At 59.2% G+C, this 24,313-nt stretch carries 18 protein-coding genes; 3 read left to right on the forward strand and 15 right to left on the reverse strand.

The features are described from left to right. Window positions 1-66: 66 nt before the first annotated feature. From LDN90_RS16720 to LDN90_RS16730, 3 genes are read right to left on the reverse strand one after another with little or no spacing between them, the layout of a single operon-like run. Window positions 67-1,008, reverse strand: coding sequence for a type II secretion system F family protein (locus LDN90_RS16720; protein WP_223946403.1), 942 nt, complete (start codon window positions 1,006-1,008; stop codon window positions 67-69). Next, complete coding sequence (locus LDN90_RS16725; protein ID WP_223946404.1) at window positions 1,005-1,862, reverse strand: type II secretion system F family protein; 858 nt, start codon at window positions 1,860-1,862, stop codon at window positions 1,005-1,007. Before LDN90_RS16725 ends, LDN90_RS16720 begins: the two co-directional genes overlap by 4 nt. Next, window positions 1,862-3,085, reverse strand: a complete 1,224-nt coding sequence (locus LDN90_RS16730) for an ATPase, T2SS/T4P/T4SS family (RefSeq protein ID WP_216924006.1) — start codon at window positions 3,083-3,085, stop codon at window positions 1,862-1,864. The genes LDN90_RS16725 and LDN90_RS16730 overlap by 1 nt, the downstream gene beginning before the upstream one ends. 287 nt (window positions 3,086-3,372) lie before the next feature. Between LDN90_RS16730 and LDN90_RS16735 the strand changes: the two genes are divergently transcribed. Both LDN90_RS16735 and LDN90_RS16740 read left to right on the forward strand, forming a co-directional pair. Then, window positions 3,373-6,087 (forward strand): GH25 family lysozyme, encoded by a 2,715-nt coding sequence (locus LDN90_RS16735; protein ID WP_223946405.1) that lies wholly within the window; start codon window positions 3,373-3,375, stop codon window positions 6,085-6,087. A gap of 249 nt (window positions 6,088-6,336) precedes the next feature. After that, a complete protein-coding gene (locus tag LDN90_RS16740; RefSeq protein WP_223946406.1) occupies window positions 6,337-7,683 on the forward strand; it encodes a hypothetical protein in 1,347 nt (448 codons plus the stop codon). 77 nt (window positions 7,684-7,760) lie between these two features. Here LDN90_RS16740 and LDN90_RS16745 read toward each other — a convergent pair whose 3' ends face one another. Both LDN90_RS16745 and LDN90_RS16750 read right to left on the reverse strand, forming a co-directional pair. After that, on the reverse strand, window positions 7,761-8,291 hold the full coding sequence (locus LDN90_RS16745) for a hypothetical protein (RefSeq protein ID WP_223946407.1): 531 nt from the start codon (window positions 8,289-8,291) through the stop codon (window positions 7,761-7,763). A gap of 86 nt (window positions 8,292-8,377) precedes the next feature. Next, a complete protein-coding gene (locus LDN90_RS16750; RefSeq protein WP_223946408.1) occupies window positions 8,378-9,184 on the reverse strand; it encodes a hypothetical protein in 807 nt (268 codons plus the stop codon). A 361-nt stretch (window positions 9,185-9,545) separates the two neighbouring features. Between LDN90_RS16750 and LDN90_RS16755 the strand changes: the two genes are divergently transcribed. Beyond that, entirely contained in the window at window positions 9,546-12,848 is a 3,303-nt protein-coding gene (locus LDN90_RS16755; protein ID WP_223946409.1) for a chitobiase/beta-hexosaminidase C-terminal domain-containing protein, read from the forward strand. An 87-nt stretch (window positions 12,849-12,935) separates the two neighbouring features. On the opposite strand, the gene LDN90_RS16760 is transcribed toward LDN90_RS16755, so the two are convergent. The 10 genes from LDN90_RS16760 to LDN90_RS16805 form a co-directional block, all read right to left on the reverse strand. Further along, window positions 12,936-13,892 (reverse strand): glycosyltransferase family 2 protein, encoded by a 957-nt coding sequence (locus LDN90_RS16760; protein ID WP_216924011.1) that lies wholly within the window; start codon window positions 13,890-13,892, stop codon window positions 12,936-12,938. Between the two features lie 3 nt (window positions 13,893-13,895). Then, complete coding sequence (locus LDN90_RS16765; RefSeq protein ID WP_216924012.1) at window positions 13,896-14,381, reverse strand: GtrA family protein; 486 nt, start codon at window positions 14,379-14,381, stop codon at window positions 13,896-13,898. A gap of 3 nt (window positions 14,382-14,384) precedes the next feature. Further along, on the reverse strand, window positions 14,385-16,499 hold the full coding sequence (locus LDN90_RS16770) for a DUF6541 family protein (RefSeq protein WP_223946410.1): 2,115 nt from the start codon (window positions 16,497-16,499) through the stop codon (window positions 14,385-14,387). A 74-nt stretch (window positions 16,500-16,573) separates the two neighbouring features. Continuing rightward, complete coding sequence (locus LDN90_RS16775) at window positions 16,574-17,305, reverse strand: ABC transporter ATP-binding protein (protein ID WP_216924014.1); 732 nt, start codon at window positions 17,303-17,305, stop codon at window positions 16,574-16,576. Beyond that, entirely contained in the window at window positions 17,306-18,163 is an 858-nt protein-coding gene (locus LDN90_RS16780; RefSeq protein ID WP_216924015.1) for an ABC transporter permease, read from the reverse strand. It abuts the gene before it with no gap. Between the two features lie 2 nt (window positions 18,164-18,165). Then, window positions 18,166-20,178 carry a glycosyltransferase gene (locus tag LDN90_RS16785; RefSeq protein ID WP_216924016.1) on the reverse strand — a complete coding sequence of 671 codons (2,013 nt, stop codon included), beginning with the start codon at window positions 20,176-20,178 and terminating at the stop codon, window positions 18,166-18,168. Beyond that, window positions 20,175-21,359: a UDP-galactopyranose mutase gene (glf, locus tag LDN90_RS16790; protein ID WP_216924017.1), complete on the reverse strand. Its 1,185-nt coding sequence runs from the start codon at window positions 21,357-21,359 to the stop codon at window positions 20,175-20,177. The genes LDN90_RS16785 and glf overlap by 4 nt, the downstream gene beginning before the upstream one ends. 186 nt (window positions 21,360-21,545) lie before the next feature. Further along, entirely contained in the window at window positions 21,546-22,532 is a 987-nt protein-coding gene (locus LDN90_RS16795; RefSeq protein WP_216924018.1) for a Gfo/Idh/MocA family oxidoreductase, read from the reverse strand. Beyond that, complete coding sequence (locus tag LDN90_RS16800) at window positions 22,532-23,623, reverse strand: DegT/DnrJ/EryC1/StrS family aminotransferase (protein WP_216924019.1); 1,092 nt, start codon at window positions 23,621-23,623, stop codon at window positions 22,532-22,534. The genes LDN90_RS16795 and LDN90_RS16800 overlap by 1 nt, the downstream gene beginning before the upstream one ends. Then, window positions 23,620-24,210: an acyltransferase gene (locus LDN90_RS16805; protein WP_223946411.1), complete on the reverse strand. Its 591-nt coding sequence runs from the start codon at window positions 24,208-24,210 to the stop codon at window positions 23,620-23,622. Before LDN90_RS16805 ends, LDN90_RS16800 begins: the two co-directional genes overlap by 4 nt. Between the last annotated feature and the right edge of the window lie 103 nt (window positions 24,211-24,313).

Genomic DNA, 24,313 nt, shown 5'->3' on the forward strand with positions numbered 1-24,313 from the left:
TTGTATCGCTGGCATTAAGCGATGGGTGGATAGAGATCATTGGTCAAGGCGCCCGGCTTGGTCCCGTCAAAGGCTCAGCTGCAAGGCGGCAAGTGCTGGAAACGCTGCGAAAATTACCGTTAGTGGAAGGACTCCGAATACCAGGGGCACCATCATGCCGATTTCTTTTCGACCGGCTGATTCCATCAATTCCCGCTTCGCAGCGTCGCGGACATCGGCGGCTTGCGCCCGAAGTACATCGGCCAACGGAGTCCCCCGCTCCACGGCCACCACCAGTCCGTCAACGAATCGGACGAGGGGCGGCAGTTGCGTCCGGGTAGAGAACGCTTGGAGTGCTTGGACCAAGGACTTTCCTGATCTCGTATCCGCCAGAACCGCGGTGAACTCCTTGGCCAGTTCGCCGGTGGAGGTACGGGAGATCCTGTCCATCGCACCCACTGCGCTCTCTCCGGCGGCGACGGCCAGCGCCATGAGTTCGGCAAGGCTGGGAAACTCCGCGAGAATTACCGATTCGCGGCGCTTAATTTTTTGGCCAAGCACGAAATCGCGGAGCACGTATCCACAAAAGGCAGCCCCGATTACCGCCACCAGTGATGGAAGCGGGCTGAATCGTCCGGAGGCAGCACCCAGCCCTACGCCGACCACAGCAAGCAGGAAACCGGCTGCGGCCCACACCAGTTGCTCCGCCCTGAAGTCCAACACGCTTTTCGCGGACCCGGCACGAGCGAGTCTCTTTCGCAACGCTGGGCCGCCGCCGTTAAAGCGGGACAAGTAGCCAATTCCGTCCTGGATAACCGGGCGGAGTATGCGTTCCAATGGTCCAAAGGGTGTCAGATTATGTGTAGGCGCCCGAAGGAGGCGCGACTCGAGATTATGCGACCTAAGCTGCGGGTGAATGCGCTCCGCGAAAGTCCGGCCACGCATGAATGGAAGCCGCACCAGGATCAACCATGTCCCTGAACCCAGGAGTAGTCCGAGGAGTGTTGCGATGGCGGTCGAGGTGCTCATCGCAGGACCCGCCCATCTTCGGGTAACGCCCCAATGCGCAGCATGACTGCGTAACACAAAACCGAGACGATAAGCCCGCCGAGCAGCACCACGGCCCCAATTCCGGAGTTGTAGGCAAGCATGGCTTCAGGTCTACCGGCCATGACCACCAAGACTATCCAGGGTGCTGCGACGGCAAGCCGGGCACCGTTTACGGTCCAGGACTGCCTGGCCTCGAGTTCGCTGCGCGTCCGGGCGCTTTCCCGAAGAAACCCGGCCAACGTACCCAACATGCGCCCGAGGTCCGAGCCACCCACCTCCCGGGTCATGCGAAGTGCCTCGATGATCCGGTCAGCCACCGGATCTGCCAGGCGGTCCTTGAGTTTGTTGACAGCCGCATCGAACTGACCGCCGGACCTATAGTCGGCACCAAAATCCAGGAACAGGCTCCTTAGTTCGGCCGGCCCGTTGTGTCCAAGTTGGATCAAGGCCTCTGGCAAAGCCAGACCGGCGCGAATGGCGGATCTGAGGTGGTCAACAACATCGGGCCACAGTTGGCGCAGGGTGGCACGGCGTTTCCGCGCCCGCCGACGCACGAGGCCAAAAGGGATCCAAGCGCCAAAGAGGCCGAAACAAAGGCAGACCGGCAATGACGCGGTCACAACGAAAAACAGGAGCATCGCGATGATTCCGCATCCAGTGCAACTGAGAAGGAGGCCCGCACTCGTGACCTTTTCTATGCCCGCTGAGAGCAAGAGATGTTCAAGCCGTCGTGGTCGGGGTTCCCTTGCCCTGACGCCTGGCGGATGCTCCCAGGTGGACCACCAGATAAGTAATGCTCCACCGCCGCAAAGGATGCCCAACAGCGGTGCCATTAGTTCAGTTCCAGCAGCGCGGCCACATCAAAACCTGCCACGGCAAACTTTTCGACCGCGGGCATGGAGTTGGCTTTGGGCTGCAACTGCCCTTCCAGCATGCGGAACACCACCGAGGATTCGATGACGCCGTTTTCCACACGGCGTCCCAACGACAGGATTTCGGTTACCTGCCTGCGCCCATTGGCCTGCCTGGCACAATGCACCACCAAGTCAATGCACGAAGCAACTGTGGGCAGGACGAATGCACTGGAAATGTTCGCCCCTGCCAGCAAAGGCAGCGTGCAAATCTTGGTGACGGCATCATGTGCCGAATTGGCATGGACTGTGCACATGCCAGGCAGCCCGGAATTCAACGCGATCAGCATGTCCAGGCTTTCGGCTTCGCGGACTTCGCCAACCACCAGGCGATCAGGTCTCATGCGAAGGGCTTCTTTAACGAGCCTTCGCAACGGAATTTCTCCATGACCTTCCAGGTTCGGTTGCCTGCATTGCAGACCCACAACATCACGCAGAGGGAGTTGCAATTCAAAGATCTCTTCAACGGTCACAACGCGCTCACGTGAGCCAATGCTTGCCGAAAGGCAGTTCAACATTGTGGTCTTCCCTGCCTGGGTCGCACCGGAAACGAGGATGTTGAGTCCGCTTGCAACGGCTGCGCCAAGGAATCTGGCGGATTGGGGTGTGAGGCTTCCCAACTCGACGAGATGCTCAAGCCGGTTCGCCCTGGCGATGAACTTTCTGATGTTGACGGCCCAGTGCTTCCTGGTCACGTCTGGAATAGCAACATGCAATCGTGACCCGTCCGGCAGGGCCGCATCCACGAACGGTGACGACAAGTCCAGCCGCCGTCCCGAACTCTTGAGCATCCGTTCAACGAGGTCCCGGATTTGCTGTTCGCTCAGGGTGATGCCCGTCAGCTCGGACTCCCCATTACGCGCGACATAAATCTCGTGGGGCGCGTTGATCCAAATTTCCTCAATTCCGGGATCATCCAGGAACGGCTGCAGGGGTCCGAATCCCGCTACGGCGTCAAAGACGTGCCTGCGGGCGGTTTCCAGATGTCCCAATGGCGGAAGGGGTCCAAGGAGCGCCCTCTCGTCATAGTCGTTGACCGCGTCCTCAACCAAGCGTCGGACTTCCGCGGTCTGCTCGAAAGGGTCCAAGCCGCGGCGTCTGATAAGTTCGCGGACCTCACCTTCCACAATCCCAACGGCCTCCATATTTCCCCCAAAAAACCTTCGTGTCCGTATCCGAGAGGCGTATCTCGAGTGACCTACGCTAAGGGAGCCGCTGTCGAGGGCCAAGTTGTGCTTGGCGGGTTGTGGATAACTATTGGAACAAGAGTCCCTTCAGCATCGCCTGTACCACTAGTCACTCCAGTTTCCGAATGTTAGGGTAAAGCCCGTTAGGAGCTGGCCTTTGGTCCCATGCGCAGGCGCCCGCCCCGGAGCTTGTCAGCAAGCCACACCATGCGCCGCTGAACCGCGGCACAGGGCCGGAATTGGATATGACAAGAACCCCCATAGAGTTGGTCCGTCGCTTGCCGCTTGCAAGGACTGGAATCACCCTTTGCCTGGCCCTCCTTGCAGGGACTTTTTCCGGCATTCCTGCATGGGCGGAGGACTCCGGCCCACGCCCGGCTCCCGCCCCCATCGCTGAACAGACGCCGCCCGCAGCGGACTCGCTTCGTCCATCCGGTTCGGGGAGCACCTCGGACAGCGCCCCGACGGTGACCGACCAGCCGCAGGTGCCTACCGCCGTCGAGCCTTCACCTTCGGTTGCACCGCTGCCGGCCGTCGGCCCTGCTCCGGACGATCAAGCAACGCTGCCTACTACGAAAGCAATGCCTGGCAGTGCTCCGGATGCCGAGACCATGAAAGCGGCAATGCGCGCCGCAATTCCTGCTGGCGGGGCAGAGATGGGTCAGCGCTCACCCAGGGTCATTGCAGCAAAGCAAGGCAGCGGAAATTCAGGGCCTGCTGGCGCACGCACAGTGGGACAGGTGGTGCCGATGGACGCCGATCCAGGTCATTGGAGACCAACCATCGGTATCCATGGACAGGACGTCAGCGCGCACCAGGGCAACGTCGACTGGCAAAGCCAATGGAACGAAGGATCCCGCTGGGCTTACGTGAAGGCCTCCGAGGGCAACTATTACCTGAACGAAAACTATGCACAGCAATATAACGGATCCCGCAACGCCGGCATGGTCCGCGGCGCCTATCACTTCGCCATCCCCAACTGGTCTTCGGGTGCGGACCAAGCGAGATACTTCGTGGCAAATGGCGGCGGATGGACAGCGGACGGTTACACACTTCCTCCAGTCCTGGACATCGAATACAACCCCTACGCCGGACGGACCATCAATGGCTTCTACTTCGGCAACACGTGCTACAACATGTCCAAGGCACAACTTGGACAGTGGGCTGCCGATTTCGGCAACACGGTCAAAGCCCTGACGGGGCGTTTTCCCGTCGTTTACAGCACCACTGACTGGTGGAATACGTGTGTGGGAAACTCCACGTTCGGGAGTTACCCGCTGTGGATCGCCTCGTACTGGAACAACCCCACGAACTCCCCTGGCTCCTTGCCCGCCAGCTGGGGCAACTACACCATGTGGCAGTACAGCAGCACCGGGCCGTTCGAAGGTGATTCCAACATCTTCAACGGCAGCTATGATCAGCTGCGGACGTTCGCACGTGGCGCCTCAGCCCCCTCCAACCCGTCCATCAAGTCCGGTGCTGACCTCCTGGCTACAAGCTCAACCGGCAGGCTCGATGCATTTCCGGCGGACGGAAGTGGCCGGATCACTGGTCCAGTGGCCATCGGTTCGGGGTGGACGGGTGCAAAATCGCTCTACGTCGTCGATTGGAACCAGGACGGTGTTCAGGACATTCTTTCTCAGTGGTCCGACGGAACGCTGAAAGTCTTCCGGGGTGCTCCTGGCGGCAGCTTCTATGCTCCCATCCAAGTCGGTTCCGGTTGGCAGGAAATGTCCCTGACCGTGGGTTGGTGGAACTCCAAAGATGCCTATCCGGGCGTTATAGGACAGGACTATCTGGGCAATCTGTACAGGTACCCCAACACAGGAGGTGGAGCGCTTGGGGGTGGCGTCTTGATTGGGACAGGCTTCAGCGGCCACCAGCTGAACCAGATCGACTTCGATGGCGACGGCAGCCAGGACATCGTTACGCGCACTTCCGATGGCACTCTTCGACTGTACCGTTCGAATGGCTTGGGTAGCTTCCTCAACCAAGCCGCCCAGGTGATCGGTTCCGGATGGAATGGCATGACGTCGGTAAGTTCAGCAATCGGCTTCAGCGGCGCCGGTTCCCAGGGACTCCATGCCCGCACCGCCAATGGTGACCTCTACTATTACCCAGCCGTCGCGGGTTCGTGGGGCGACCGCAGTCTCATCGGACTGGGCTGGGATGACGCGATCCGGATCAGCGACGCTCCCCTGGATGTTGAGACAACACTCGGCATCGACCCGGAGGATGTTGTCGCGGTCCGTGCCGATGCCAACCTCTACCGCTATCCCGGGACTGGTACCACTGCCCTTCTACCGGAAGACCTCATCGGAACAGGGTGGGCCGGCCTGAAGGCCGGGTTTGTCACGGATTGGAACGGAGACGGCGCCCTGGACATTGTGGCGCAGTGGGCCGACGGCCGGCTTAACGTCTACCCGGGCAAGACGGGCAGCGGTTTTGGGGCTCCCATCGCCCTCGGCAGTAACTGGAAGGACTGGACGCTAAGCGTTGGGACATGGAAAAAGGCCGATGCACATCCCGGAATCGTAGGATACGACTCCACGGGTCGCCTCTACTACTTCAGCAACCCCAGCGGAAAGACGGTGTCCACCGGTATCTCCATCGGAGTCGGTTGGACTGGCTTGGACATAGTTCAAATGGACTTTGACAAAGACTCCAATGCCGATCTCCTGGCGAAAAACGCAGCGGGCGATCTGAAACTGTACCGTTCCAACGGCACCGGCAACTTCATGCAGGAAGCTGCAGCGGTGGTCGGAACAGGTTGGAACGTCATCACAAGTTTCGGTGCCGTCCGCGGATTTGCCGGAGCCGGCTCCAGCGGTGTCATCGCCCGGACCACCCTGGGTGAGCTGCGGTACTACCCTGTGGGTTCGAACAGCTCGTGGGGAACACCAACACGGATCGGCACAGGCTGGAATTCCCTAACGATTCTGGCACCAGCGGCAAAATAGTACGCAAGCAGTCCAGTTTCGAGGGCCCTTTCGTGGAAATCTTCCATGAAGGGGCCCTCCCTTGATTCCCGGCAGACTGCCATGCCTGGGCGGGCGATAAATATCGCCCAGGAGCGGGCAAATTTCGCGGATCACATGGTCTAATGAAGGTGGTCTCACGTATTGGCTGTTCAGCGCTTTTTGGGATACGGACTTTGTTTGGGGGCAAGCGAAGATCACCCATTGCGCACAATCAAGGAGTGATCTTTTATGGCGTTTAGAGTTGGAACTGCAAGCGCTGACATTACGCCGTCGCTGAGCACCAATCCGTATATGGCCGGATATGGCACCACCGATGGCGGACGCGAGGCCACCAGCAGTTCACCGTTCGAGCCCCTGTATGCTCGGGCAATCCTCATCTGGGAAGACGCACATCCCCACATCATCATCTCGTTGGACGTTCTGGCACTGCCTCGGGCCATGCATCAAAGGATCCGCGACAGGATCATTCAACTCGCGGATTGGTCCAGCAGCGACATCCTGATCCAGGCGACGCATACGCACAACGGTCCAGCACTGATCGATACGTTGCATCCCTACATGGCGTATGGGTTGGCAGACCTTGGGTTGCTCCGCTCGTACAGCGCCGATCTGGAAGACACGATCGTTGACCTTGCCCAGGAAGCCCTGGATGCCAATGAAATTGCAGTGACTTTCGACTACAAAGTCTCAACACAGAATTTTTCCGCCAACAGAGTGGGGCTTCCCTATACAGAAACGGCCGTCCCCATTCTCGTGGCCAGGCGCGGCAACGGTACACCTGCAGCCGTGATTTTCAGCTATGGCTGCCACCCCATCAGTGCAGGCTTGCGCACGCTGTTTGACGGAGATTTCGCAGCAGGTGCCTGCAATTACATCGAGAACCGTAACCCGAATTGCTTCGCCATGTTTGTGCAGGGACCCGCTGGGGACCAAGACCCAGGCGGGGTCCGCAGCTGGGAGCTCAGGGACCAGCATGGGGACGCCCTCGGCGCGACCGTCAATTCAAATATGCAGTCGGCCGGACGGGCACTCAGCGGCCCGATGGTGACTCGATACCAGGAGGTCCAGCTTCCATTGGACATCACGACGACGGTCAGCAACCTGGCCGCCGTGCGTGCCGCGTATGTGGCTCGTTTGGGGAACCCCAATGGCCAGCCGCAGTGGTATCAGCGTCATGCCCAGGTAATGATCGGCCGTATCGACAGCAACAGCTACAAGACAGCGGTGCCCTCCCCGTTCCAAGTGTGGAAGTTCAACGGAAGCCCCCAGCTTAAGATCGCCATGATCGGCGGCGAGCTCGTCAGTGGATATGGGGCGTATTTCCGGAATCGCAACGGCGGAACCAACGGCATCATCGTCGGCGGATATGCCAATGAGTCCTGCTGCTACATACCAAGCAATGAATTTTTTCCGCCCAACATGCCACTCGGCAGCTATGAGGGTGGCTGGGAGCCGGATTACCCAGGAATTGCTGGTGGCTCAATGACCGTCTATGGACATCTGGCCCATTTCAAGGCGGGTACGAATGGCGTGGAGACCACACTTATCAATGCGATGAATACCTTGCTTGCCTGACTGGATGGACTGTGTGAAGGCGCGGATCCAAGAGGGTCCGCGCCTTTCCGTGTCTGCCCCTTCAGGGAGTCGCCTACTTACACTTCCGTCTTAAGCCACTTGGTGAGCACAGCCGCCTGCGGCGCCAACGGCGCAAGCGTCAGGGCCCCTTTCACAACAGGAACCCCATAAGTGCTGAGCGAGGCTGCGATTGTCCTGGGATCCGTCCGGGTGCAGGCCTTAATGATGCGCAGACAGAGAGCAGACACATCGCCTGGTGCGGCACCCGCTGCCAGGGCGGCATTAACGGCTGCTGTCTCCTCCGGAGTCAGGATATGTGGTCCTTTTCCGACATAGTCGACTTGGCAGTCAGTGACGTGCAAATACCGAGTGGATGCCCAGACTTCTTCAAGGCTCGAGAACTTGCCTATGAGGCTGCCATCGGCCGCCGTACAGGTGAATTGATACCGGGTCAGGGGCTCCGGACGTTCCCGGGGGATTTTGTCCTTGTTGTCGACCACAGGCGCCATATCAAGTGCGGCTGGTTGGGAAGTATCTATATTGGTTCCTGAGCAACCGGCCAAGGCAATAGCTGCCACACCGAACTGAAGAACACTGCGCCTGCGCATGTCCACCGAGGGATCCCCACTTCATTCGGATGCTCCCCAGCTCCGCATGCATTGGTTATTCGCCCCAAGCCGTTTCCGGCTGCGTCTTAGTACATCTTCCCCCAAATTCCGCATTTGTCACTAGTAAAGTTTTGGCCGGCAGCAAGATCGAGGCCTTCGCCCACCGCTGGAAGTCCTCCCTCGGCGGCAATGGCACCCCCTGCGCCAGTTAAGGACCACCTGCAATCTGCTGCGGACGGGCCTTGCCTGACGACTTGATATTTACCGGGTTGCACCGAATCGCCCACAAGGTGGCTGCCATCAGCCATCCTCGTACCCTCGGCCCATGCTGCGATGATTTTGCCCTGCGGAGCATCCGGGCAGAGTGAGGCCGCGGCAAGCAACGTCCCGCGTCCGGCTTCCTCAAATCCGCCCGGCCCGCTTTCATCACTGATCCGCGTGCAGAGGCGGAGGACGTCCAACATCACTGCCAGTCCGTCATCGTCGCCCGCTCCTTGCGGTGCCGCCGTCGAAATTGCTTCGGTTTCACGGGGCGTTGGCTCGAACGGTTGCGGCCCTGTGTAAGTGACCTCACAGGAGCCCATCCGCGTGTAATTGGTGGCGGCCCAGACCTCGGCGAGGCTCGACAACTGGACTTCCGGCGAGGCGTCCAGGCTCGTGCATCGGTACGCGTAGCGGCCAGGTTCATCACCGTCGCCCAATGGCTCGCCGCCATCGGTGGTGCCACTGCTGGGAATCGTCGACGGCGAGTGGCTGGGCTCCGCTGTGGCGCTGCTGTTCGCGGTGTCGGTTGTCGTGGACGAGGTACTCGTTCCCGGCAGTGGTTGGGCCGATGGAGTACAGGCGACCAAAAGCATCACCAGCGGCACCACCATCGGAAACAGTCTGCGCATTATGACCTCCATCTCCATCGTGCGGGGCTGCGCATGCGCGGTCAAGACATCCGCCGGGGCAACGTTGCGGGCAAAAAAATGTCTCGCATCAAAAAGTACCTAGTGACAAATGTGAAAATTGGGGGAAGATGTACGTAGACGCAGCCGGAGACGGCGTGGGGCGAATAACCAATGCATGCGGAGCTGGGGAGCATCCGAATGAAGTGGGGATCCCTCGGTGGACACGCGCAATCGCAGTGTTCTTCAGCTTGGTTTGGCGTGTCTTGCCTTCGCCGGTCGCTCAAGAACCTCTCATCAAAACTCCCACCCCTCCGCGTTCAGCGGGAGAGTTGGAGGACGGCGTCGCCATAGACTCACCGCATTGATCGCCTCGGCGAGCCTGGCTACGGCAGCGCTCACAGGTGTATTCACAGCGGGGGCTGCCAACGCCGATCAGGCCCGCCAAACTGTGGCAGTGGGTCTTACGAAGGCAGCTGGATCGGTGGTGGACCCGGCCGGAAGGATCTGGGTCTCAGATGCGCGTGCCGGATTCTGCCGGGTGACCGAAGCTGCAGGGGCCACCCCGGGCGGGCTCGAAACAGGCACCTGCCTCGGGGGCACCCTGACTGGCCATAAGAAGGGCCCCGCACTAGCCGGAACTCCTGCCATGATTGATCCGTCTCCTGGCAATCACGGCTCTGGCGACGAAATCGCGTTCATTCCGGATGCCGCCGTCGGAAGTTCCGAGGTAGTCCGCGCAATTTGGAAGCCCAGCGCAGGCATATTCGACTATGACAGCCAGTTGACCATTTTCGATGGCGACCTCCGTCCGAATGCCGTTAGTGACGGCCCCGATGGCAACATCTATTTGTCGTTTGGCAATGCCCGTTCCATTGTGAAGATCGCGGATCCGACGGCTCTCCATCCGAGCATCGAATCCATAGCTTCGGTTAGCTCAAACTCCTTGAGCCTTGCTGCCACCTACCGCAACAGCGCCGGCAGAGTTGTGGTTTATGTCGCTGAAACGTCAGGGTTGACCATGTTCACGGCACCCGAGGACGGAGTGCTGACCAACTTCGTACCAGCGCCGGTCTACAACGTCGGCAAGCCGACGGCCATCTACTACGACTGGCAGTCACCAAAGGTCCTGTACACGGGAACGGGTATTGGAACAACTACGGCCGACGCCGGCAAGGACACAGTCTCTCGTATCGACCTGGTTACCAACACCGTAGACAACCAATGGGCCCTCGGTTTCAGCAAGATCGGTGGACTGAACATGCGCGATGGCAAGCTCATGGTCATGGAAGACCCAGGTCAGCTGGATCCTGCCAAGCCAACCCAGCAGGGCAGATTGCTCACCCTTGGTGGCGTCGTACCTTCGATCGTGAGTGGTCCGACGGCAGCAGACGGAACCCAGGCGGCCAACCCGGCCTTCACCAATGATTCCACTCCTACTTTCACCGTGGCCTCCACGCCTCCTGGCAGCGCCCTTGAATGCAGTCTCCAATTAAGTGCCGCGACACCTGTCTGGCAAGTGTGCACGAGTGGCACGTTTACGCCCGCCACTGCCTTGACCAACGGCGCCTACACATTCTCCGTCCGAGCGGCGCCAGCAGGGCTTCCCGTATCGCGGGCATTCACGGTTGATCTGACTGCCCCCGCCGCTCCCGTGATCACCTCACCGGCTGCTGGGGCAACAGTCAACGGTGCGCCCGTCCTGGGAGTGACCTCAGAGACTGACACTGTCCTGTCCTGCTCGGTCGATTCCACGACTACTTTCACGGCCTGCAGTAACGGATACGTCTTCAACCTCAGCACCGAGGGCCAGCACGTCCTTCGGGTTCGGGCGACAGACATGGCAGGCAATATCAGCACCGTGGCATCGGTGACTGTTACCACTGACCTGACCGCACCGCAGGTGTCCATCAGTTCTCCTGCAGAAGGCGCAACAGTCGGCATCTCGCCGTCGTTCGTCTTTGCCTCAACGTCCACGGACGTTGCCGGGTTCAGGTGCAAGCTGGGCGCAAACGCCTTTACGGCGTGCACGTCGCCAAAGTCCTACACCAACGTACCCAATGGACCTATCGCGTTCACGGTGGAAGCCCGGGACAATGCGGGGAACACCTCCACCGCAACCAGAAACGTCACTGTCTTCGCTCCCGACACCACGCCACCTGTGGTCTCTGTCGATCCGGTCGGAGGAACGTACGGGCCAAACAAAACCATCAGCCTCACGGTGAACGAAGCAGCCACCATCTACGTGACCACCGATGGCACGACGCCGACAACGTCCAGTCCCGTCTACTCCGGGCCGATAGCGTTGACGTCATCGATGACGTTGAAGTATTTCGCACGCGACACTGCGGGCAACTCTTCAACGGTAGCGACGCAGACGTACGTCCTTGACAACACCGCCCCGGTTCTAACGGTTGCGCCCGCTGCCGGAGCCTATGCTTCAGGGCAGCTTGTCACCATGACCTCCAGCGAACCTGGAAGCATCCTCTACACAACGGATGGCACCACGCCCGCTACTGCAGTTGCAGGAAGCACGAAAGCATACTCGAGTCCATTCGCGCTCACGGCCAACACCACCGTAAAGGCCCTAGCTGTCGACGCGTATGGAAATGCTTCTGCAGTCACTACCAGTGCCTACACGATCTTGGACACCACCCCACCGGTGGTCACCGCGACTCCACCCGGGGGCAGTTACCCGGTGAACCAGCAGATCACCCTCACGGTGAACGAAGCAGGCTCGAGTATCTACTTCACAACCAACGGCACCACCCCGACTGCCACGGCAGCCAACACGTACTCCACACCCATCACGCTGACGGCCGCGATGACCTTGAAGTACTTCGCGGTTGATCCGTCAAACAATAGTTCGGCGATCATCAGCCAGAACTACACCGTGACGGCGCCACCGGCCAACACATGGAAGGACTACACCGGAGACGCAAAGAACGACGTCGTGGCGCGGGACAACGGCGGCACGCTCTGGCTCTACCCGGGTAATGGCAGTGGTGGTTGGTTGACGCAACGCTCGCTGGGAACTGGTTGGAACTTGCTGAACGCGATCATTCCCACCAAGGACTTCAACGGTGATGGACGCAGCGACGTCCTGGCGCGCGATACCAATGGCGCCCTCTGGCTCTATCCCGGAAACGGGGCTGGCGGGCTCCAGCCCAGGGTGCAGGCCGGCACAGCTTGGTCGGGCATGACGCTCATCCTCGCGCCAGGGGACTTCAGCGGTGATGGGAAGGCTGATGTGTTGGCGCGGGATTCAGCTGGTGTCCTGTGGCTGTACCGCGGAAACGGCACGGGAGGCTTTGCATCAAGCGCCCAGGTCGGGACTGGGTGGAACTCCATGACGGCCATCCTGAGTACCGGCGATTTCAACGGCGACAGCAAGACGGACGTCCTGGCCAGGGACACGTCCGGGATCCTATGGCTCTATCCAGGCAACGGCACCGGCGGTTGGCTGAGCAGGGTCCAAGTTGGAAGCGGCTGGAGCGGGATGACTGCAATCCTGGGCCCCGGCGACTTCAACGGAGACGGCAAGAACGATGTGCTTGCGCGCGACTCCGGTGGCAACCTCTTCCTGTATCCCGGCAACGGTACATCAGGATGGCTCTCCCGGAGCCAGGTCGGGTGGGGCTGGGGAGGGTTCACGTCGCTCCCCTAGCAGCAAAGACGTGACCCCGGCAGGAAAGAGAAGGGAAGGTCAGGACGCCAGGCGTCCTGACCCTCCCTTTCTTGTTGCGGGAATTCGCTACGTACGTTCCTTCATGGGATGCATCGTCGGTCTGTTTGGACTTGCCTGTATATCCAGTTGGAGGGACACCAACAGCATTTGAACGCCCAGCACAAAGGGCACGACAGCCAACATCACCGATCCCGCGGTAGGAGACCCTACGCTTGCGGCGAGAACCCATATCCCAGCCACAAGACCCATGACGATAAGAGCGATTCCTGCGATCAACAGAAGAGCCACTGCTGAGAAGGACCAGACCATGTACTTCCACCAAACACGGCGCCAGAAGCCGCCAAAGAGCATGGCCAGCAGCTCGGGGATCACCTTCCGAAGCTTGATGCTGGAAACTTCATTTCCGTAGACAGCGGGAATCGGGACATCCACAATCGGTACATCGAGGATATTGAGGTGAATCAGGAGGTCGTTCTCAAAGCTGTAGCGTGCGGCCACCTTATTCATTGGCAGGCGACGAAGAACTTCCGTCCGGATCGCCGTGTAGCCATTCTGGGGGTCGAAGATGTGCCAGTAACCCGAGGCCAGCTTTGTCATGAACGACAAAACGATGTTGCCAAAGATGCGGTAGCCAGGCATACCGGCAAAGGACTCACCTGAAAAGAAGCGGTTGGCCTTGGCAAAGCCGTAACCATCCACCACGGGATCGAGCAGCTGGGGCAGGTACTCCGGATCCATCTGGGCATCGCCGGCCATCACAACGTTGATGTCGGAGCCCAGCTCCATTGCCGCTTTATGCGCCGTCAGGACAGCGCCACCCACACCTTGGTTGACCTCATGCCGAATCAAGGTGACCCTGCCGTCGTCCGCCCGAAGGGCAGCCCCGGAGGTGTCGTCAGGGCTGCAGTCATCAACAATGACAATGTCATCGACGAAATCAGGCATCGTTTCGATCACCTGTGCGATGTGGTTCTCTTCTTTATAGGCCGGTACTACCGCGGCAATTCGAACGCCTCGATACATCGATTATCCTTCGCTGCTGTTAGGTGTGAATTTCTGTGCTGGCGCGTCAGTTTCCGACGCGCCATCTGTCTGTCCGCTGGCGCTCTTCGGATGCTTCTTTTGCGGGAAGATCCAGTGCTTGTAAATGAAGTAGTTCCATCCCATGGTCACAATCGTCGCAACCACTTTACCGGCAACATATCCGGCACCCAGGAACTGGAAGAGCTCCACGATTCCCATGACCGCCAAAGTGTTGAAGGCCAGGAGTCCGGAGTACCGCAGCACTCCACCCAGAGCCGTTCCGCCTCCCCCAAAAGCAAAGTGGCGCTGCAGGAAGTAGTTGAAGAAGAAACTGCCCCAGAATCCTGCGCCCGTGGCCAACCAAAGGGGCCATCCAAACACTTGGAAGCACAGCGCAAGCAGACCGAGGTCCACAATGAAGCTCAGACCGCCCACCACAAGGAATCTGAACAAACTGGACGAGAAGAACTTTTTGATGAATGCCTTCATTGGTTAGCAGATCCTTCCAAGCGGGGCGATGCCATCGGGTTTCCGGTTCTCGAGGATCCCTGGGACTCCGTCAAGCTGCACGCGGTCCTTGGAAGCTGCGTCGAAGGCTTGTTTGCCACCCGGTAACTGGGACCAATCGATCCGGTACAAGGCTGCGTTTCCATCTCGCACAACAAGCTTCAAGTAAGGGATGGAATCAGGATGGGTCAACCCCGCCTTGGGCTCGTCCCAGGCCCGGATCCGACCGTCGGCTATGTACACCCATTCGATACCAAGCTCGGAAGCGGCCGCCCGCGCGTCGGGATCCGTCGCCAACTCAGGGAGCTTTTGAAGGACAAGCAACTGGCGGTTCGTGGGAAGTATTTCGAAGTGCCGGATCATCGGCATTCGGTTCCCGAGTGCATACATCCATACGGAGCCATCACAGGCGTCATTCAGCACTGTGGCGTCCTGGGGAACATATTGGTCAATTTTGCTCAGCAGATCCACTTCGGATGAGCTGAGGGTGAGGCCATCAATCTTTGTATTGATGTTGATGCGTTCGGCGTTTTGCTTGAAGTATGGGATGGCGCCCACCCCGCATACCAACAAAACGGCGACGGCGGCCGCTGCCGTGAGGACGTGGTTCGGCCTGCGCCCATTCTTGCCCCCGGATTCCTGGGATTCTGCCCGACGATTGCGGAAGCGCCGGACGGCCCACTCGATTGCCTCGCCGGCCTGGGCAACACCCAAGCCCGCAAGCGGCACGAGAAGCATGACAAGGATGCCGAAAATGCGCCATTGGTCGTCGTAGAAAGGTGCTGTCAGGTTCAGGAAACGGGGGCTGTCGCTGCCCATGGTGTAAACCGACAGAAACGCAAAAGTCAGGACCGGGCCGAAGTACCACCACATGCGGATCCTGAACGCAACAGCAAGGCAGCCAAGGGCAACAAGCGTTGTCAGGATCGGCATTGCCATGGAGCCATGGTTCAGGAAAACAATATTCTGAATGGCACCGTTGCGATCAGTATCCGGTGCCCACATCATCTTGGAGACGCGCTCAGATTCCTTCAGCATCTGGGTAATGATCGGCAGACCGATGATCGCCGCGAGAACCCCCGACACTGCCAGATAAACAGTAATGCCCAGGATCCTGCCCTTGCGACGTATCAGTGCGGAGAGCAGCCAGAAGAACAGTACCGGCAGTACGACGAAAGCCAGGGAAGGGTGCACGGCAATAAGTCCCACTGCGCCGAAGGCAATGCCCAGGACCCAGAACTTTTGCCGCTCCAAAGCACCTTTGACGGCCAGGAAGACGAATGGACCCACCAACAGCATGCCAGCGAAAAATGGAATCAACGGGCCACGCCACAGTAGGTCGTAGGGGTAGACCGTGAACCATCCCGAGACTGCGGCCGCGGCGGCGACGGCAACCGGGCGGCGTGTGAGGATCATGGTTAAGGCCATGGCGCTCAGGGGCAACTGAACGGCCATCATCACCAAGACGAAAGCATTCAGGAACACCGGGATGCTGACAGTACTCATTGGCCAGAACAGCGCGAGCACGGCGTGGAAAGCGATCGGGTAGCTCCTGATGGGTGCATCAGAAATAGTGGTGTCGTAGTAGGCGAAGTTTCCCGCTATGGAGGGATCCCATTCATGATTCACCGAGATAAGCCGGATCATGTTTGCGTGCCAAGGAATGTCCCAGTCCTGGTTTATGCCCAGGAGGCCCTCGGTGCCAACAAACCATGACACGGCTGCTACGGCGCCGCCCGCAAGAAGGCCTACCAGAAGGATCCACCAGGAGCCGGCAAATCGGTGCTTACCGAAAATGCTTGGCTGTGTTCGGACGCGAGTCTGGAACTTGTCGGGGAATCTACGCCTCAACAGGAGGCGTAGACCAAACAGGACGGCAGCCAACACCAGAAGGACGAGGGATACAGGAAGCAGCTGCCAGCTCAACCCCAAGGAATTGCCCATCACACCGATGACCGTCAGGGCACCCATGCCCAACAATGGTGCCACCACGGGCAAGAGGGTTCGGCGCACTCCCAGTGCTTCACCGAGAAGCCAACCTGGACCCCACCACAACACAACGATCAGGAGTACACACAACAGCAGCGGGCCGATACCCATTCCTACGATCGCCTTTCTTAGATGCTTCCACTAGCCATCTCTTGACAGACGACTCTTGCTATTGGATGCCGGACTTAGTTGCGTTCCCGCAGCCAGGCGACAGCCTGGTCAGCCGGACCTTCGAATTGGACAGTTCCGGAGGATAAGACGACTCCCCTGTCGCAGATCCGCGAAATCATGTCCAGGTCATGGCTAACAACCACGAGGGTCCTGCCTTCGTCGGACAGCTGCTTAATCTTGGCCAGGCACTTGCGCTGGAAAGGTTCATCGCCAACAGCCAGGATCTCGTCCACGAGGAAGATATCCGGCTGCGTATGAACAGCCACCGCAAAAGCAAGACGCAGGAACATGCCGGAAGAATAGAACTTCACTTCCGTGTCGATGAACTGCTCGATTTCCGAAAAAGCGACGATCTCGTCGAATTTCTCGTTGATCTCCTGCTCTGTCATTCCAAGGATCGCGGCGTTGAGGAAGACGTTCTCACGGCCGGACAAATCCGGGTGAAACCCCGCCCCAACCTCAATCAGGCCCGCGACGCGGCCTTTGGTCCGCACAGTGCCCTGATCCGGAAGGATGACGCCGGAAATCAACTTAAGCAATGTGGACTTACCGGAGCCATTGAAACCCAGAAGGGCGACGGTCTCCCCATCCTGTATCTCGAAGCTGACATCGTGCAGCGCATCGAACTTCTTGGTGAGGTCACCCTTGCGTCCCTTGACGAGCCACACAAGCGTCTCTTTAAGGGAGTGGGAGTGACGCAGATTGAAAGTCTTTTTCAAGCCTTTGACTATGACGGCGGCGCCCACTCAGACCTCCTGCGCAAAGTGGCCTTCGAGCCGGCGGAACACCAGCTGGCCGATAATAAGGAAAACTGCGGCCATGCCCAGTCCAGCCAACCCTGTCAACATCAGATGAGGGGGCAGTTCTACAGGCTTGGTGACGGTCGGGTACCAGAACGCCCAGTGGAACAATTCCACGGCTACGGTCACGGGGTTGAGCTGGTAGATCGTTAAGACCCAATCCGGGGCAAGACGACGGATCATGGTCCAGTCATAGAGGACGGGTGAAGTCCAGGTGACGATCATCATCAACATGTCCACGATGTTCTCTGCATCGCGGAAAAACACGTTGATGGCACCTGCCAAAAGGCCCAGGCCAGTGGCGGTTACGGCCACAATGACAAAGCCCAGCGCTGCGCCCACCAGCTGCATCACATCTGGTCGCCACCCGCTGAAAAGGGCAGCAGCCAGCAAGACGACAAGTTGGGGAAGGAAATGCACTGCAGCGACCCAGACCGACGCCACGGGAAAAAGTTCCCGTGGCAGGTAGATCTTCTTCACCAGCGCGGCATTCCACACTATGGAGCGCGTAGCGTTCGAAAAAGCTTCCGTGAAGAAATTGACCACGATGACGCCGGAGAACATGTACAGGGCGTAGTTGGGGATCTGGTCCCCCACGCGAAGTACGATGCCCAAGGCAAAGAACAGAACCAAGTACTGGACCAACGGCTTCACGTATGACCAAGCCAGACCCAGCACGGAGCCCCGGTAGCGGACCCTGAGTTCCTTGCGGACGATCAATTTGAGGAGGTACCGGCGCCGGAATACATCCAGCAGACCGGCACCTACCCCTGGAACAGCATAAATATCAGTGGAGTTGGCCATCGCTACTTTTTGGGCTCCGAGGCATCGAACGTCTCTCGCCAAGACTCCATCGATGTGATCTGAGGCAGCGCCTCACGGTACTGGGCGCGGAGCGTCTCCCAATTCGAGAAAAGCTGCGCGTGCAGCTGCGCTGTCTCAACCAAAAGCCGGCGCGCCAGCTTGGGGTCTCGCTGGTACCACGACGCGCCTGTGCCATCAGCGTTGGAGACCACTGCACTGTCAAGATGCGCCAAACTCCACCATTTGCCGTCCTGATGCGCTACATGGGCTTCAGGGTTGGTCTTGGCAGAATCGCGAACCGGAGCAAGGGTCTGCTTAAGGACAGTCTTTACCGCCCAAGGCAGAAGGCCAAGCGCACCCGGCTGCTTGTAGGTCTGCGGCTTCTTCGGGGGACGTTTGCGGAAGGACTCAGGGAAGGCGCCGGGGTCGGTCTTGACCTGGGAGTCAACAAATTCCTCGCGCATTGCACGGAGTTTGGGCATGGTGGTGGGCAGCTGCTCGTGGAGCTTTCCTGGCCCCTCCAAGACATCCCGGAGAGCCATGACGCGGGCTTGCTCGGGGTAGTACTGCATCGATACCAAATGCTTAATGTCCGTGTTCAGGCTTTCCCGGAAAATCCGGCCACCCTTGGGGAACGGCGAATGCAGAAGAGTCGCGATGAGCCTGTTGCGTTCGTGATAGTAAGCCTGCCAGTCCACGGAGTCATCTTTATCAGCCCATGAGACATGCCATACCGCTGCACCCGGCAAGGTAACGGTCGGGAAACCTGCCGCGCGGGCGCGCAAGGAGTACTCGGCGTCGTCCCATTTGATGAACACGGGAAGGGAGAGTCCGATGTTTTCCACGACGGTCTTGGGGATGAGGCACATCCACCAACCGTTGTAGTCAGCGTCCCAGCGGCGGTGCAGCAGTGGCGTTGAGCGAAGGCCTTCTGCGGAGAAGTCGTGATTTCCCAGGCCCTCCACGGGTCCCCAAAGGAAACGGTAAAAATTCACTACTTCGGCGTAGGCGTGCAAAACGGACTTGTTATACATGTCGAACATGTGTCCGCCGACGATGGTGGGCTTACGGCATAGGTCGGCAAATGCGACCGCTCTGAGCACACCTTCGGTTTCAAGTTCAATGTCGTCGTCGAGAAGCATGACGTAGTCGCTCTTGTCAGAGACGAGCATCTCGTACATGTTGCGGGCGAATCCACCCGATCCACCAAGGTTGCCTTGGTTGATAATGCGCAACTGCTCGCCCATGGATGCGGCGACGGCGTCGAACCCGTCTTCGTCGGCCACCTTTTTGTTGCCTTGGTCCACGATGATCAGTTCCGCGAGGATTTCACGGAGGCCGGAGTCGGCATCGATTGATTTGATGGTTTCAAGGCAGTAATCGGCACGGTTGAACGTTGTAACACCCAGCGTGACTTTCCCCTGGGGCCTGCCTTCATCAGGAACAGCCCAATGGGCGCTCTTGAGTGTCATTCCATCGCCGCCGGCGATGAGGTCGAACCAGTACCAGCCGCCATCACCAAAGGGAGCGAGCGTAAGTTCGAACTCGTTCGATGCAGTTCCCTCAACAAGGATCGAGTCGACCCGCTGCGACGCGCCGCGCGCATTCGAGCGGTAAACGATGACCGTTCCTTCGCCCTCGGTCTCGATGTGGAGAACCGTCTTTGTGGCGATGGTCCATTTCCGCCAGTAACTGGCCGGGAAGGCATTGAAGTAGGAACCAAAGGAAAGACGCTCGCCCCGTCGAACCTGCACCGACCCGCGGTCCAGGATGTCCTCCGGGTGGAGTTTGCGGGCCATGCCCACTGCCTGGACAACTGCTGTGCCGTTGTCGTCCTGCTTGCGGACCTTATTGGTGTCCGGATCGACATAGAGCGGCAGGGTGTCGAGGTCGCGGTTGGCTGGGAAAACCACACGCTGGACTATTCGAAGGTTCTGCTCAGTCGACGCCGGGCTGTCTGCGACTGTTGTGGCCGTCATGGCAGTCTCCTGGCTTTCATTTGTTGTGGCGGTCATGCGTCCACTCCACCACTTTCCAGCTTTGCGCCGCCCGTAAAGTGCGGCTTGATCTTGTTGTCGAACATGGACAGGGCCGAACCGATGGCCATGTGCATGTCCAGGTACTTGTACGTTCCAAGACGGCCGCCAAACAATACAGATTTCTCGCCACGTGCAAGATCACGGTAAGCGAGCAGTTTGCTGCGGTCATCTGATGTGTTGACGGGGTAGTAAGGCTCGTCGCCCTTCTCAGCAAAACGCGAGAATTCGCGCATGATGACCGTCGCGTCCTTCGTGTAGTCGCGCTCAGGGTGGAAGTGGCGGAACTCGTGGATGCGGGTGAAGGCAGTCTCCGGATCCGGGTAGTTCATCACCGGGCAGCCCTGGAAATCCTCAATCGGCAGCACTTCTTCTTCGAGGTCGATCGTGCGCCAGGAGAGATCACCCTCGGCGTAGTCGAAGTAGCGGTCTACGGGGCCTGTGTAGATGACCGGAACCTGCCCGAGGACGGATGACCGGCCGAACTCGCCATCGTCAAAGAAATCGGTGTTCAGAACGACTTCGATGTTGGGGTTGTCCGCCATGCGTTCGATCCAGGCCGTATAGCCGTCAACCGGCAGCCCTTCATGGGCGTCATTGAAGTAGCGGTTGTCATAGTTGTAGCGAACCGGGAGCCTGGAGATGATCTCCGCGGGAAGGTCCTTCGGATCCGTCTGCCACTGCTTGCCGGTGTAGTGCTTGATGAATGCCTCGTACAGGGGCCGCCCGATCAGCTGAATACCCTTGTCATTCAGGTTCTGCGGATCAGTACCGGCAAGCTCGCCTGCTTGCTCCGCAATGAGCTGGCGCGCTTCGCTGGGGCTCATTGCTGCACGGAAGAACTGGTTGATAGTACCGAGGTTGATCGGCATGGGGTACACCTCGCCCTTGTGGCTGGTGTAAACCTTGTGCTGGTAGTTCGTGAACTTGGTAAACCTGTTCACGTACTCCCAGACACGTTCATTCGACGTATGGAAGAGATGCGCGCCGTAGCGGTGCACCTCGATTCCCGTCTTCTCTTCATTCTCGCTGTAGGCGTTTCCTCCAATATGGTGGCGGCGATCAAGAACCGCGACCTTTAGCCCCAACTCGGTAGCGGCGCGTTCTGCAATGGTCAGGCCAAAGAAACCCGAGCCGACGACGACGAGATCAGCGTTCACAAACTCTCCTGTGTATTGGCGTGCGGGCACAGAAGTGCCCACGTCTACTGGTCAAGGCTACCCGACATGGCTTGCGTTCCCCGTATCCGGGCCCATGGCCGAGCATGGGCGGCCGGGGTCCACAAACACCAAAGGGAGGCTGGCACATGGCCAACCTCCCCCAAAGACGATGCTTGATTTGGCGTATCAGAGGCAGATGACGGAGCCCGACTTCGCCGAGTCCAACACGGCCTCAGCAACCCTCAGGGTCTCCAGGCCTTCCGCCATCGTGACGATATTCATCGACTTTCCGAGGATTGCGTCACGGAACGCCTCGTGTTCCATCTTTAGCGGCTCCCGCTTGGCAAGGGCGAACCGTGTCGAGGATCCCTCCGACACTCCCCGGAAGGCTGCGACGGAATCCCAGTCTGTCTGGAACGTTCCGTTCTCCACGAAGGTAAGGTCTGCAGAAATGGTGTCTGCGATGAATGCTCCACGTTCGCCCAGAACTACCGTTGTACGTTCCTTCATGGGTGACAACCAATTCACGATGTGATTGGTTACAACGCCGCTCTTGAGGTGGCCAATGGCTGTGACCATGTCCTCATGTTCGCGGCCACTACGGGAGGTTGTGTGCGCTACGACGTTCACGAAGTTGCTCTGGGCGAGCCAGGCGGTGAGGTCGATGTCGTGCGTGGCAAGATCCTTGACCACCCCGACGTCGGCGATGCGTGCAGGGAAGGGTCCCTGGCGCCGCGTGCTGATCTGGTAGACGTCACCGAGGTCACCGTTCCCGAGCCGCTCGCGAAGGCTTTGCAGGGAAGGGTTGAAGCGCTCGATGTGGCCGACGGCGCCGATGAGGCCCTTGGCTTCGAAGGCCTGGGCAATGCGTCCACCCGACTCGGAATCGTTGGCAATCGGTTTCTCAACGAGACAGTGGATGCCAGCTTCAGCCAGCCGCAAGGCCACTTCCTCATGCAGGATGGTCGGCACGGCAGCCACTGCCATGTCGATTCCTTGCTCAATGAGTTCCTCGACTGTGTTGTAGACAGTCAGGCCATCAGCAACGTTGTGCGGATCGCCGAACGAATCCGCGACAGCAACCAGGTCAACGCCATCAAGCTCGCGGATAACCCGGGCATGGTGGCGGCCCATCATACCCAGTCCGATGAGGCCTGCGCGGAGGTTTGCCACTAGCTTCCTGCCTTTGCGATGGCGTTGACAGCCGTCACGATGCGGTCCAGATCGTCCTGGCTCAAAGATGGGTGCACCGGGAGGGACAGCACGCTGGCCGCAGATTCCTCAGTTACGGGCAGCTCATCCGATGTCTGGAAAGGCGCAAGACGGTGGTTCGGGATGGGGTAGTACACGCCACAGCCGACGTTGTATTCCTCACGCAATGCCTTAGCAAAACCATCACGGTCCTCGGAAATGCGGATGGTGTACTGATGGTAGACGTGCTCATATCCCTCGGCTACCTTCGGCGTGATGACGCCTTCGATGTTCGCGTCAAAGAACGCTGCGTTTTCCTGCCGCGTCTTCGTCCAGCCTTCGACCTTCGTCAGTTGGACGCGCCCGATGGCTGCATGAATGTTGGTCATGCGGGCATTAAAGCCAACCAACTCATTCTCGTACTGGCGCTCCATGCCCTGGTTCCGCAAGAGGCGGAGGCGACGTTCGACGTCGGCAAGGCCTGTGCTGACCATGCCACCCTCGCCGGAGGTCATGTTCTTCGTGGGGTAAAGGCTGAACATGGCGAAGTCGCCGAAGGTTCCAACCTTCCGGCCGTTGACAGCGGCACCATGGGCCTGAGCCGCATCTTCGAACACCTTAACCCCGTGCTTGGCAGCGAGCGCGCCAATGGCATCGACGTCGAAGGGGTGGCCATAGAGGTGGACCGGCATGATCGCCGCCGTGCGGTCGGTAATCTTCGACTCAACAGAGGCAGGATCCAGCGTGTAGTAATCCGGGTCAACATCGGCAAAGACTGGCGTGGCTCCGGTCAGAGCGACCGAGTTGGCCGTGGCTGCGAAGGTGAAGGAAGGAACAATGACTTCGTCGCCGGCGCCTATGCCGGCGGCCAGAAGGCCAAGGTGCAGCCCTGAGGTGCCGGAGTTGACGGCGACAGCTGCGCGGCCGTCCAGAAGTACTTGGGAAAATTCCTGCTCGAATGACGCAACCTCCGAGCCTTGGGCAAGCTGGCCGGAGGCCAGAACTGCCTCTACGGCCTTGCGCTCGTCATCGCCAATGATGGGTTTGGCGGGGGGAATGAATTCGGGGCTCATGCCTCTACCTCTCGAAGTGTCTCGTTCTGTTCAACATATGTGGCGCCGGTTTCCGGGCATACCCAGTTCCCGCCAATGTTCTGCAGCGGGAAGCCCGCCTTACCGACCCAGCCCCGCCGCTTGGCCGGAACCCCGACCATCAGCGCGAAATCAGGGACGTCTTTGGCCACAACCGCTCCGGCGGCTACGGTGGCCCAGCGTCCGATGGTCACGGGAGCGACGCATACGGCGCGGGCACCAATGGACGCTCCTTCACGAATAGTGACGCCCACAGGCTCCCAGTCGTGCGCACTCTTCAGGCTTCCGTCCGGACCTACGGCACGGGGATAAGTATCATTCGTCAGCACTACTGCCGGACCGATAAACACCCCGGCTTCCAGTTCTGCGGGCTCGTAGACAAGTGCATAGTTCTGGACTTTGCAGTTGTCCCCCATCTTGACGCCAGTGCCGATGTAGGCACCACGTCCGACGATGCAATTGACGCCTAATTCGGCTTTCTCGCGGACTTGGGCCAGATGCCAGATCTTGGATCCATCACCAATTACCGCCTCGTCCGAAACATCGGCGCTCTCTGCAACCACTATCACCGGTGAAGGTCCCTTCTCATTGAGCACACGCGACAACGAGTTTCATCTTAGCCGAGACGCCATGTCCTCGCGTCAAGTCAGCGCCTTCAGGTGGTATCGCCAA

This window comes from Arthrobacter sp. NtRootA1 (genome assembly GCF_019976975.1).
Lineage (GTDB): Bacteria > Actinomycetota > Actinomycetes > Actinomycetales > Micrococcaceae > Arthrobacter > Arthrobacter aromaticivorans.